Here is a 12745-nt window from a genome sequence, read left to right as displayed (position 1 = left end):
GCGCGCCGCGTGCCGACAGAGGACGCTGGATTCAGGGGCAACGTGATGGAGAGACACCCCATGACCCAGCCCAGTACAGACCACAAGGCGCACACGCCGTTTTTGTCCCGCCCCGGCGTGCGTCGCCTCATACCGTTCGTTCTGATCACCGCGATCGCTCTGGTCTTCATCTTCGAGAACCGAGCGAGCGTGGAGATTCGCCTCCTCGTCCCCTTGGTGACGATGCCGCTGTGGGGCGCCCTGCTGATCGCCTGGGGCCTCGGCATGCTCGCCTGCATCCTCACCGTGCGCCGACGCGCGCACCGGCATACACGGCCCAAGTAAGCAGGTCGGCCTCGGCTCGCCGGGGTCCGCTGCGCCCGCTCAGGCCCCGCCGAGGGGCGGGACGGGATCCAGGCTCTGTGCCGCCCAGATCGTCTTGCCGCTGGGGGTGGGGCGGGTGCCCCAGCGTTGGGTCAGCTGGGCGACCAGGAGGAGCCCGCGGCCGCCTTCGTCGTAGCTGCGGGCGCGGCGCATGTGGGGTGCCGTGTTGCTGGCGTCCGAGACCTCGCAGATGAGGCTGTTGTCGTGGATGAGGCGCAGTTTGATGGGTGGCCGGGCGTGCCGGATGGCGTTGGTGACCAGTTCGCTGACGACCAGTTCCGTGATGAAGGCCGCGTCGGTCAGGCCCCAGCCCTCCAGCCGGGCCACGGCGTTCTTGCGGGCCTCGGCGACGGCGGAGGGGTCGGGGGCCACGTCCCAGGCGGCGACCCGGTCGGCGTCGAGTGCGCGGGTGCGGGCGATGAGGAGGGCTACGTCGTCGGTGGGCCGCTCGGGGAGTACGGCTCCCAGTACCGTGTCGCACAGGACGTCCAGGGAGACCGCGGGACGGGCGAGGGTCTGGCGCAGGCGGGAGATGCCGACGTCGAAGTCGTCGTCGCGGGACTGGACCAGGCCGTCGGTGTAGAGGGCGAGCAGGCTGCCTTCCTGCAGTTCGATGTCGACCGACTCGAAGGGGAGTCCGCCCAGGCCCAGTGGCGGTCCCGCCGGAAGGTCGAGCAGTTCCACGGTGCCGTCGGGGCTCACCACCGCCGGCAGCGGATGCCCGGCGCGGGCGAGCGTGCAGTGCCGGGAGACGGGGTCGTAGACGGCGTACAGGCAGGTCGCTCCGACGTCTCCCGCGGTGTCCGCCTCCCCGGCGGTCCGCGGCTCCGTGTTCTCCGCCTCGATGGCGAGGCGGCCCACCATGTCGTCGAGGTGGGTGAGGAGTTCGTCGGGGGGCAGATCGATGTCGGCCAGGGTGCGTACGGCGGTGCGCAGTCGGCCCATGGTGGCGGAGGCCTGGATGCCGTGGCCCACGACGTCGCCCACGACCAGCGCCACTCTGGCTCCGGACAGCGGGATGACGTCGAACCAGTCGCCGCCGACTCCGGCCCGGGCTCCGGCCGGGAGGTAGCGGGTGGCGACCTCGACCGCGGCCTGGTCGGGCAGGCTCTGCGGCAGCAGGCTGCGCTGCAGGGTGACGGCGGTGCCGCGTTCGCGGGTGTAACGCAGGGAGTTGTCGAGGCAGACGGCCGCCCGCGCCGCGAGTTCCTCGGCGAGTACGAGGTCGTCCTGCTGGAACGGGTCGGGGTGCCGGTGACGGGCGAAGACGACGACGCCCAGGGTGGTTCCGCGCGCCGAGAGGGGCACGGCCATCACCGAGTGGAAGCCGAAGTCGCGGATCCGGGAGGTACGCAGCGGGTCCTTGGCCACCCAGTCGGCGATCGCGGGCTCGGTCACCGCGCGCAGTACGGCGCGTCCCGACCGCAGACTCTCCACCGGCGGGGAGCCGTCCGGGTACTCGTCCACCTCGCCGGGCGTCACGACCGCCTCGGGGCTCCCCGGATACACGGACTGGTGGGCGATGCGCCGCAGGACGAGGGAGCTGACCGCCGCCGCGATCGCCGGGGCCTCCTCGTGCAGGTCGTCGAGGGACGCCAGCAGGTCGACGCTGACGAAGTCGGCGAGGTCGGGGACCGCCACGTCCGCCAGTTCCTGTGCGGTCCGCGTCACGTCGAGGGTGCTGCCGATGCGCTGGCCGGCCTCGGCGATCAGCTGGAGGCGTTTGCGGGCCCAGTACTGCTCGGTCATGTCGTGCCCGGTGGAGGCCACGCCCAGGACGCGGCCGTCCGGGTCCTCCAGGCGGTAGAGGTGGACCGACCAGGCGTGCTCCCGGGGCTCGCCGGGGGCACGCGCATGGTTTTCCATGTACTGCGGCTCGCCCGTCTCCAGGGCCCGCCGCATCAGCCGCTCGACCTCCCCGACCATGGGGTCGTCCAGCATGTCCGACAGGCGCAGCCCGCGCATCTCGTCGTCGCTCAGGCCCAGTGCGCCGCTGGAGGCCCGGTTCGACCTGCGCATGCGCAAATCGGTGTCGTGTACCGATGTCGCGCAGAACGGGGAGAGCAGGAGTCCCTGCCGCATGAGTGCGTCGTCGTCGGGGTGGGGCCGCGACCCGGTCACGGCACAGACCAGGAGCCAGTCGCGGGCCCCGTCGTCCGGCGTCCTGTGATGCGCCAGGACCCTGGCCTCGACGCGGTGGCCGTCGCGGTGCCGGAGAGCGAGCGTGCCGTGCCACCTCGGCAGCCCGGAGAGCGGCGGGAGGTCACCGGCCGTGGGCTGCTCGGCGAGGAGCGAGGCAGCCGGCCGGCCCAGGATCTGCGGCGACGAGTAGCCGAGCAGGTGTTCGGCGCCCTCGCTCCAGCCGGTCACGGTGCCGTGTTCGTCGACGGTGGCGCGCGCGGTGAGCGCCCCACGGGCGACCTCCGGGCCGGGGCTCGCTCCCGGGTCGTCGACGAAACGCCGCTCCATGACCGTTCATCTCGCTCTCGCTGAACTCTTCACTCCCACCGGGCTGCACATGCCCCGTTATGGCACCATTCACCCTTTTTCACTGTATGCCATGCGATTTCGTGAGCAGGCCACGGCGACAGCGCAGCCCCGTCACCGGCATCGAGGGCTGGTTCGCGGTTGGTTGTAGCCCTTGACCCAAGATTCCCCGGCGCGTACGTTCCCACGGAAGTAACCGGTTACTACCCAAATTCCGTCCGCCTGCGAGCGCGTATCGACGCGATCCTCGAAGGAGAGGTCCCTTCACGATGAGAACTCCAGGAGAGCCGGCACAGCCCGCGCTGTCGCGCCGGGGCATGCTCAAGGGCGCGGCCGTCACCGTCGGGATGGCGGCGGTGGGGCTCGGCACCACGCAGCCCGCCCACGCGGCGGACACCCCGGCCGACGCGGCCCGCGCGACCGCACGCATGGGCGGCACGTCCATCACCATGTCGGTGGTGGACGGGGCCCTCGGGTGGTCCGCCAGGCGCAACGGCCAGACCGTGGTCGACACCTCGGCCCTGGGGCTCGCGCTGAGCGACGGAACCGTCCTCGGCGCCGACGTGACGGTGACCCGGAGCCGGTACCGGACCGTCCACGACACCTGGTCTCCGGTGTACGGCCGCAACGCGACCGTCACCGACCTCTACCAGGAGCAGCGCTGGGATCTGAGGGACACCGCCTCGGGCATCCGCTTCGCCGTCCAGATCCGCGCCTACCGGACCGGCGTCGCCCTCCGCTACGTCCTGCTCGACGAGGGCACCGCCACCATCTCCGACGAGCTGACCACGTTCGCCTTCCCGGACGGCACCACCGTCTACAGCGCCCGCGACGAGGACGCCTACCTCCCGGTCGCTCCCGGCTCGATCCCCGTCACCGGCACGTCGAGCACGGACCAGGGCCCGTTGACCGACCTGCCGCTGACCGCCTCCCTCGCCAACGGGTACCTCGCCTGCGTCTGCGAGTCGTCCCGGGCGGGCTTCCCCCGCCTGATGCTCGGTGCGGTCGACGGGCAGCCGGGCACCCTGGCGGCCTTCCTGATGGAGCACACCGCCCGCGGCACCGGGCCGGTGGAGACGACGTCCACGGTCGACACCCCCTTCGCGACGCCCTGGCGCGCGGTGGTCATCGGAGCCACGCACGCCGAGCTGGTCGACAACGCCGAGCTGGTGCTCAACCTGGCACCGGCCAACGTCCTGCCCGACACCTCGTGGATCAAGCCGGGCAAGGTCTTCCGCTGCGAACTGTCCACCGCCGCCGGCCTCGCGGGCGTCGACTTCGCCGTGGCCCGCGGCATCGACTACATCGAGTACGACGCCGGCTGGTACGGCCCGGAGTTCACCACCACCGACGCGACGACCCCCATCGCCGCCATCGACCTGCCCTCGGTCATCTCGTACGCCACCGCCAAGGGCATCGGCGTCTTCCTCTACGTCAACCGGCTCGCCCTGTCCGACGGGGACTCCCTGTTCGGCCTGTACAAGAGCTGGGGCGTCGCGGGCATCAAGCTCGGTTTCATCAACGACGGCACCCGGGCGATGACCGACCAGATCATCGGCTGGGCCGACACAGCCGCGAAGTACCGGCTGCTGATCGACATGCACGACGACGTCCGGCCGTTCGGCTACGAGCGCACGTACCCGAACTGGATCAGCCTGGAAGGCGTCCGGGGCAACGAGCAGTTCCCGACCGCCACCCACAACGTGACACTGCCCTTCGCCCGCAACATCGGCGGCCCGCTCGACTACACCATCTGCTATGGCCAGTCGCGCAACAAGACCACCAACGCCCACCAGATGGCGATGGCCGCCGTCTACTACCAGCCGCTCAACTTCCTTTTCTGGTACGACAAGCCGTCCAAGTACGCCAACCAGGCGGGCTGGCCCGGACTGCCCTGGTTCAACGACGTCCCCACGACCTGGGACGAGAGCAGGACCCTGGCCGGATCGATCGGCGAGTACGTGGCGGTGGCCCGCCGAGGCGGCTCCACCTGGTACCTCGGGGCGATGACCAACGAGACGGCCCGGACGCTGTCGCTCCCGCTGTCGTTCCTGGACGACGGCACCTACACGGCGACCGTGTACGCGGACGGAGCGCCCGGCACCAGCCCGTACCGGACGCCGGTCGTGGTCAGCACCCAGACCGTCACGTCGGCGACCACGCTGGACGTGGTCATGGCCGGTGCGGGCGGCCAAGCCGTCGTCCTGCGGCCGAGCTGACCCCCGGCGGGGGGCGGCCCGATTGTCGGCTGGGTGCATCGTCGTAGGGCTGGGCCGCTTCAGTGATCCTTACGCCCCGGGAGGTGCGCCGAGGTTCTGGACGCGGTGCGGCAACCGATTGACTGGCGGGACATCCGGCGCATCTCTATGCGACGCCCGCCATGTCTTTGCGGTTGTGAGGAGTAGTGCATGTCGCAGATCACCGACCCGGCCCCGGTGCACGCGTTTCCGCGACTCGGCTGGGTCGACGATTTGCTGTTCCCGGCCCTGCGGACGGCGGTCGAGGCGCTGCCGGCGGCGGAGAGCCAGGTCGCGCGGTACCACCGGGGCTGGTGCGAGGCGGACGGCACGGCGACACCGCCGTCGTCCGCCGGCCGGGGCAAGTCGGTGCGTCCCGCTCTCACGCTGCTGTCGGCGGTCGCGGTGGGCGGGCCCCCTTCGATCGCCGTACCGGGCGCGGTGGCGGTGGAGTTGGTACACGACTTCACGCTGATCCACGACGACGTCATCGACGGTGACGCGCTGCGCCGGCACCGGCCGGCCGTCTGGTCCCTGTTCGGCACGCCGGCCGCGGTGCTCACCGGCGACGCGCTGCTGGTGATGGCGATGCGCGCACTGGCCGCGGCGCCGCCCCGGCGGGCCGGCGCCGCGGTGCAGGAACTCGTCGCCGCCCTCCTCGAGTTGATGGAGGGCCAGAGCCTTGATGTGGCGTTCGAGAAGAGACCCGAGGTGTCGGTCGCGGAGTACCTGGCCATGGCCGAGGGAAAGACGGGCGCGCTGATGGGCTGCGCCTGCGCCCTGGGCGGAGTCCTGGCCGGCGCGGACGCCGCACGGGTGCGCGGGCTGCGGGAGTTCGGGCGGCGGCTGGGGGTCGCCTTCCAGTGCGCCGACGACGTACTGGGTATCTGGGGCCGGACGTCACGAAGCGGCAAGCCGGTGGGTGCGGACCTGGCCGCGCGAAAGAAGACCCTGCCCGTGGTGGCGGCCCTGGCCGGGACGGGCGCGGCCGCGGAGCGGCTGCGGGACCTGTACCGCTCCTCTCTTCCCCTGGACGAGCAGGACGTCGAGGTGGTGCGCCGCCTGGTGGAGGAGGCGGGCGGGCGGGAAGCCGCCACGCGGGAAGCGCGGCGGCAGATGACGGCCGCCCTGCGCGCGCTGTCGTTCGCGCAGCCGACGGCGGACGCGTACCGGCAACTGCACGACATCGCCCAGGCCATGACCCGGCGCGAGTCCTGACACCCCCGCCGGGCCGGACCACCGCCCCGGGACCGAGGCGGGCCCCGTGACTTCGCACCGGGCCCTGCCGTTGTTCCGTCGGCGGCCTCGACCGCCCTTCCCGACCGCCCCTGGTCTCCCACCGCGGTCCTTCTCATGACGAAACACAGTGGAGCCGTGCAGGACACCGAGCACAGCAGTGACCTCCCGGCCGTCGCCGCCTACGGACTGCAGGTGACGCGCGGCTCCCACCCGGTGCTCCGGAACATCACGTTCACCATCCCCCGGGGCTCCATCGTCGGCCTGCTCGGCCCGAGCGGCTGCGGCAAGACCACGCTGCTGCGTTGTGTGGTCGGGGTCCAGCAGGCCACCGCCGGCCACGTCCAGGTCCTCGGCCACTCCGCGGGCGCCTGGCCGTTGCGCACCCGCGTCGGCTACGTCACCCAGGCCCCCTCGGTGTACGCGGACCTGACCGTGCTGGAGAACCTGCGGTACTTCGCGGCCGCCCTCAACATGCGGGGCTGGCAGCGGGAGGACGCCGTGGTCCGCGTGGTGAAGGAGGTGGACCTCGCCTCCTACGCCGACAAGCCGGTCGCCCGGCTGTCGGGGGGACAGTACTCGCGCGTGTCGCTCGCGGTGGCGCTGCTGAACAAGCCCGACCTGCTGGTGATGGACGAACCGACGGTCGGCCTCGACCCGATGGTGCGCCGCGAACTGTGGCTGGTCTTCCAGCGGTTGGCCGAGGCGGGCACCACGCTGCTGGTCTCCAGCCATGTCATGGACGAGGCCGACCGCTGCGACCGGCTGCTGCTGATGCGCGCCGGCCGGCTCCTGGCCAGCGCCGACCGGGAGACCGTACTCAAGCACACCGGTTGCGCCGATGTGGAGGAGGCCTTCATGCATCTCGTCCGAGCCGCCGGCGCCGCGGTGGCGCGCGCCCGGAAGCGTGCCGCCGTCGACGGCGGCACGGTGCCGCACCTGCTCGACCAGGCCGGCCCGCCCGACACCGAACGGGCCTACTTCGCCACGGACACCCTCACGTGAGCATCACACCCGTCGCCGACCAGCTGCCCTTCTCGCCCACCATCACCGGTGCCACCGCGGTACGCGTGCTGCAGCAGATCTCCCGCGACCGCGGCAGCACCGCCCTGCTGTTGGGCATCCCCTGCATGCTCATGGTGCTGCTGAAGCTGATGTTCCACAGCGCGGAGCCCACCTTCGAGCGGGTCGGTCCGCAGGTCTTCGGCATCTTCCCGGTCATCGTCATGTACCTGGTGGCGTCCGTGTCCACGCTGCGGGAACGCACCTCCGGCACCGCCGAACGGCTGCTGACCATGCCGGTACGGCGCCTGGACATCGTGCTCGGCTACAGCCTCGCCTTCGCCTTCCTGGCGCTGGTCCAAGCCGTGTTGTCCACCCTGTTGTCCATCGGCCCGCTCGGTCTGGACATCAAGGGTCCGGCCTATCTGCTGATGGTCATCGCCATGCTCGGGGCGCTGCTCGGCCTGGCCCTGGGCCTGCTGGTCAGCGCCTTCGCCCGCAACGAGTTCCAGGCCGTGCAGTTCCTGCCCACCGGCGTGCTGCCGCAGTTCCTGGTGTGCGGCCTGTTCGTGCCCCGCGACGACATGCACGGCGCCCTGTCCGCCGTGGCCAAGGCCATGCCGATGGCCTACGCCGTCCAGGCCGCGGGCGAGGCCGCCACCCACACCGGCGTCACCGGGATGTTCGTCCGGGACGCGCTGCTGATCCTGGCGTGCGTGATCGTGGTCCTCGTCGCCAGCGCCGCCACCCTGAAGCGCTGACATGACGATGAAGGCCGTCCGACGACGACCCTCATCATCCGCGATCCGGCGGGACCGGCCCCTAGTGGCCCATGCCCCAGGAGAAACCGCCGGAGAGGCTGGCGGACCTCGGGACCTCGAACGGGCCGAAGTGCACGGCTGCTGGTGGTGGCCACCGAACCCGTCCGAGCCGGGCGAACCGACGACCGGCGCCGGCACGACCGAGGCACCGGCGACCGCGGTCCCGCCCGCCGTCAGCGCCAGCGCGGCCAGCGACACCACAGCGACACGGCGAAGCAGCAACGACATGACAAAACTCCACGCAGAAAGACAGAAGAAAGAGAGAGGGGGCGAAAGCAACCCTAGCCAGCACGGCCCTCCTCAGAACACCGAGAAAGGCGGCATTACCCCGAACGAAGCGGCAGAAGCACGAAGCAAAAACACCTCCCCATACGAATCCCCGACCGCGGGCCCAAACGGTGGAAAACCGATGACGAAGGAAAGCGAAAAGAATATGACCGGGATGCGGCAGACGACTCGCGCCGCCCTGTGCGCCGCTCTCGCGCTGGTGGCCGCGACCATGGCACCGGCCTGGGCCGGCCCGCCCGTGCCCGGACCGGCCAGCGCGTTGAACTGCGCGGGTCGACTGCTCAGCGGCCCGCTGTCGCAGCGGGCGTCGTCGAAGGCGAAGCCCCAGTACACCCACAGGGCCGCCGCGAGCAGCCGGTCGTCGTCGGCGGCGACCGGGGCGAACCGGGCGAAGAAGTCGGTGCTGTGCGTGGCCACCACCCACGCCTCTTCCCGCGTGGTGGCACACATGCCGCTGCTGCCGATCCATTCGACGGCCCGCTTCTCGATCCGCCGTACATGAGGATGTACGGCGGACTCCAGCGGGCAGTAAATCGGTGGCAATTGCAGGTCGGATACGGGGGGCGTCACGGCAGAACACACCTTCCGAAAAGGCTACGGGGGGGTGCCACGATCATGCGAAAAGGGTCGATCCAATTGCGACGGACCATGCCAGGCGGCTGTCGGGTGCCAATCGAAAGGGTGGCATTCCCGCCATTGTTGACCGGGCCGTTGGTGACCGGGTCCGTAAAAGGCTCAGGAGTCGTCCGGCTGGCAGTGCGGGCACCACACCGTGGTGCGGCTCGCCAGGCGGGTGCGGCACAGGGAGGTGCCGCAGCGGGGGCACGTCGGGTCCGGGGCATCGCGGTGGCCGGTGAGCCAGGTGTCGCGTGGGGGAACGCGTCCGGCGCCGACCGCGGAGCGCAGGGTGCGGCGCATGTGGGTGTAGAGGCGGCGGCGTTCGGGCTCGCTGAGGTCGTTCGCCCGGCCGGTGGGATTCAGCCCGGCCCGCCACAGGATCTCGTCGGCGAGCAGGTTGCCGAGCCCGGCCACGACGGACTGGTCGGTGAGGACGGTCTTGACGCGGCCGCGGTGGGAGGCGAGCGCGGCCTCGAACGCGTCACGATCCACCGCCATCGCGTCGGGGCCCTGCCCGTCCAGCAGCCGTTCGACGTCAAAGTCGTCGTCGGCCAGCCAGAGCCCCCGGAGTTTGCGCTGGTCGCGGTACCGGAGCGCGCGGTCGCCCGCCAGGGTGAACAGGACGCGGTCGTGGGCCTCGATCTCGTCGCCCGGACGGCCGCAGACCAGGCGGCCGGTCATGCCGAAGTGCAGCATGACCGTGGGGCCGTCGTCGGTGCGGGCGAGCAGCCACTTCCCGTGCCGCTCCGGCCTGCCGAAGCGCCGGCCCTCCAGCGCCTGGCGCAGCCGTCGCACGCTCACCTCGTGCAGGACACCCGCGTCGCGGACGTCGACGCGCTGGATGAGTCTGCCCTTGGCGCAGGACTCGAGCACCTCGCGGAACCCCTCTACGTCAGGCAGCTCAGGCATGGGTTCGTCCTTCCTCCCCGCCCTCCAGCCATGGTCGCTCGCGGCAGGCCGACGTGCTATCGCCGGACGGGGGAGAGACAGCGGGCACCCGGCGCCGACGACGCGGGGTGCCCGACTCACCGGTGGGTCACCAGGCCAGTGCGTCGGCCATGGTCGCCTGCCAGTACGAGACGCCGATCGAGTCGTCGACGTACACGCCCTTCGCGGGGAGTGACGGGCGGGCGGTGCCCGCGCCGTCGTTGAAAGAGACCGCGAGGGACTTGGCGGTGTACCCGTTCGAGCCGCTGCCGTCCGCGGCCGCGAGGAGAACGCTCGCGTAGCCGGACTCGCCGGGGGCCAGCGTCACCACCGCCTGCGGCTTGGAGTCCTCGAAGGCCGGCGGGACGGACTGGGCCTCGCCGAACCGGACGACGGGGTAGCCGGTGAGGTTGCAGTTCTTCGAGCCGGTGTTGGTGACGGTGAGGAGGAGGTGGTTCAAAGGGCGGGAGACCACGGTGGCGGTCGTCCGGGTGGCGGTGCTGGAGCAGTTCGCGGGGGCGGCCGGCGAGTCCTTCGAACCCGAGGAGCCCGAGGTGCCCTTGGATCCCGCAGTGCCCTGGGAACCCGAGGTGCCCGAGCCCGACGTGCCCGTGGATCCGGAGGTGCCCGTGGAACCCGCCGTACCGCCCGAGCCGGCGGCGGCGCCGGTCGAGCCCCCGGCGTCGGTCTGTCCCGCCCCCGTGGACGTTCCGCCGCTCGCCTTGGGCGAAGCCGTGGCGGAGGCCGCGGGCGCCGACGTGGACGCCGAGCCCGCCGACGCTCCCTCGTCCTTGACGCCCTCTCCGTTGTTGCACGCCGTCAAGGTCAGCGTGGCGATGGTGAACGCGGCGGCGAGCAGGTGGACGCGGGTGGTGCGTGCGGACATGAGTGAATCCCCCAGGTGTGTACGGGTGTTGGCACGGGGCGCTCGACCGGGTGCCGGGAGCGGCGTGCTTGGATGGCCCAAGCTTGTGCGGTGATCCGTCCCGGCCGCCACGACTGCCGGGGCATCCGGGACGCTGGAACGCATGCAACGCCTCTGACCTGGGGGAATGACCTGCCCCTGGAACGGGGGCCCGGGACGTTGGAGGGGGAGGAACGGTGGCGGGGGACGAGTTCTCGGAGCTGCTCGGGCAGTTGAAGGAGCGGTCCGGGCTCAGTTACGGGGTGCTCGGGAAGCGGCTGCACACGAGTACCTCCACGCTTCACCGGTACGTGAACGGGGACGCCGTACCGACGGACTACGCGCCCGTGGAGCGGTTCGCGCGGGTGTGCAAGGCGACGCCCGAGGAGCTGGTGGAGCTGCACCGGCGATGGGTTCTCGCGGACGCCCTGCGGGGGCGGAAGGCGGAGGAGAACCCTGCTGAGGAGCGGTCGCGGGGGACGGCGCCGACAGCGGCGGAGGACGAGACCCCGGTGACGGAGGGCGGGACTCCGGTGGCGGGGGACGAGACCCCGGCGGCCGGGGATGAGACCCCGGCGGCGGAGGACGAGACCTCGGCGGCAGAGGGCGAGACCGTTCCCGAGGTCGAGCGGGGGGATCCGGCAGAGGCGACCGAGACGCCCGTGACGCCCGTGACGCGGCGGCGGCGTACCGCCGTCCTCGCCGGTGCCGCCGTGGCCGCCGCCCTCGTGTCGGTCGCGCTCGCGATGCACCTCGTGCCCGGTACGGGCGACGACGACCAGGGCGGGAAGCAGTCCGCGGGGGCCGCCTCCGAGACCGTCGACGACAGTCCGGCGGCTTCCAAGTCGGCGGATCAAAAGGGCAGGTCGGCCTCGCCGTCCGCCTCGCGCAGCGGCAGCCCCACGGCTTCCGCCTCCGCCTCCGCCTCCGCCTCCCGAAACGGTGCGGCGGCCGGGGCGGTCCAGGGGGGCGGAGCCGAGGGCGGGGCCACCGCGCCCGCCGTCTCCGTGAATCCGTACCAGTGGGAAGGACCGTGCAGCCAGCACTACCTCGTCGACCAGAACCCCGAACAGGTGCCCCCGCCGCCGGGCGAACCCGACGCCCGCGGCTGGGTCACCGCGCTCGGCGGGGTCGCCGCCGGGCAGCAGATGCTCGCGCTGACCGTGCAGGGCACCGGGAAGGCCACCGTCGTCCTGGACGAACTGCATGTGCGGGTCGTGGAGAAGAGCGCGCCGCTCACCTGGAACGACTTCGCGATGGGCGTCGGATGCGGCGGCGGTGTCGACACGGCGGCGTTCGGTGTGGACCTCGACGCCGGGCGGCCCGCGCTCTCCCCCAGGGCCGGGCAGCGCGACTTCCCGTACAAGGTGAGCGAGTCCGACCCCGAGGTCTTCTACGTCTTCGCTGACGCGCGGACGCACAACGTGAGCTGGTACCTGGAACTGGACTGGTCCAGCGGCGACGAACAGGGCACCCTACGCATCGACGACAAGGGCAAGCCCTTCCGCACGAGCGGGAACGTGGGGCGTCCCGCGTACATCTACCCGCTCGGTGACTCCGAGTGGTCGCGGGACGAGTGGAATCCCGACGTTCCCGGCTGAGTACCCGGCGGGCGCGGACGACGCGGACGACGCGGCCACGGCTGCCGGAGCGTCTTCTCCTTCATCGGCGGCACCTGGACGGCCGGCGAGATCGCCCTCGCCGTCTTCGGCCCGTGCCCGCTGACTGCTGAAATCCCGCCACGGCTCTCTCCTGACCTCGATATCTACTTGCGTAACTCAAGCAATCCATTTATGTTTGAGTAAGTCAAGCAAACATACGCGGCCGAGCGAGGCGCGGCGTACGGAGCGGATGGAGACCGC

At 71.5% G+C, this 12745-nt stretch carries 10 protein-coding genes; 6 read left to right on the top strand and 4 right to left on the bottom strand.

Translation table 11 applies throughout. The features are described 5' to 3' along the window. The first annotated feature begins 60 nt into the window (after positions 1-60). Positions 61-324 (top strand): LapA family protein, encoded by a 264-nt coding sequence (locus ACWBNA_RS00570; protein WP_482701120.1) that lies wholly within the window; start codon positions 61-63, stop codon positions 322-324. A gap of 39 nt (positions 325-363) precedes the next feature. On the opposite strand, the gene ACWBNA_RS00565 is transcribed toward ACWBNA_RS00570, so the two are convergent. Beyond that, positions 364-2832 carry a SpoIIE family protein phosphatase gene (locus tag ACWBNA_RS00565; protein ID WP_482701118.1) on the bottom strand — a complete coding sequence of 823 codons (2469 nt, stop codon included), beginning with the start codon at positions 2830-2832 and terminating at the stop codon, positions 364-366. Positions 2833-3119: 287 nt separating this feature from the next. Between ACWBNA_RS00565 and ACWBNA_RS00560 the strand changes: the two genes are divergently transcribed. From ACWBNA_RS00560 to ACWBNA_RS00545, 4 genes are all read left to right on the top strand, one after another. Beyond that, on the top strand, positions 3120-5069 hold the full coding sequence (locus tag ACWBNA_RS00560) for a glycoside hydrolase family 97 protein (RefSeq protein WP_482701116.1): 1950 nt from the start codon (positions 3120-3122) through the stop codon (positions 5067-5069). 189 nt (positions 5070-5258) lie between these two features. Then, a complete protein-coding gene (locus ACWBNA_RS00555; protein ID WP_482701115.1) occupies positions 5259-6305 on the top strand; it encodes a polyprenyl synthetase family protein in 1047 nt (348 codons plus the stop codon). A gap of 135 nt (positions 6306-6440) precedes the next feature. Beyond that, positions 6441-7328: an ABC transporter ATP-binding protein gene (locus ACWBNA_RS00550; RefSeq protein WP_482701113.1), complete on the top strand. Its 888-nt coding sequence runs from the start codon at positions 6441-6443 to the stop codon at positions 7326-7328. Continuing rightward, on the top strand, positions 7325-8086 hold the full coding sequence (locus ACWBNA_RS00545; RefSeq protein WP_482701111.1) for an ABC transporter permease: 762 nt from the start codon (positions 7325-7327) through the stop codon (positions 8084-8086). The genes ACWBNA_RS00550 and ACWBNA_RS00545 overlap by 4 nt, the downstream gene beginning before the upstream one ends. 360 nt (positions 8087-8446) lie before the next feature. Here the strand turns inward: ACWBNA_RS00545 and ACWBNA_RS00540 are convergent, their stop codons facing one another. From ACWBNA_RS00540 to ACWBNA_RS00530, 3 genes are all read right to left on the bottom strand, one after another. Beyond that, the gene (locus ACWBNA_RS00540) at positions 8447-9004 is read right to left on the bottom strand and encodes a hypothetical protein (RefSeq protein ID WP_482701109.1); all 558 of its coding nucleotides are present in this window, start codon (positions 9002-9004) and stop codon (positions 8447-8449) included. A gap of 165 nt (positions 9005-9169) precedes the next feature. After that, positions 9170-9961, bottom strand: coding sequence for an Fpg/Nei family DNA glycosylase (locus tag ACWBNA_RS00535; protein WP_482701108.1), 792 nt, complete (start codon positions 9959-9961; stop codon positions 9170-9172). A 127-nt stretch (positions 9962-10088) separates the two neighbouring features. Next, complete coding sequence (locus ACWBNA_RS00530; protein ID WP_482701106.1) at positions 10089-10865, bottom strand: DUF4232 domain-containing protein; 777 nt, start codon at positions 10863-10865, stop codon at positions 10089-10091. Positions 10866-11080: 215 nt separating this feature from the next. Between ACWBNA_RS00530 and ACWBNA_RS00525 the strand changes: the two genes are divergently transcribed. Then, positions 11081-12484, top strand: a complete 1404-nt coding sequence (locus ACWBNA_RS00525; protein WP_482701103.1) for a helix-turn-helix domain-containing protein — start codon at positions 11081-11083, stop codon at positions 12482-12484. Positions 12485-12745 lie beyond the last annotated feature (261 nt).

This window comes from Streptomyces sp. Q2, assembly GCF_056820935.1.
Note: the sequence above shows the minus strand (reverse complement) of the source record. Positions and strands in the feature narration are given on the sequence as shown.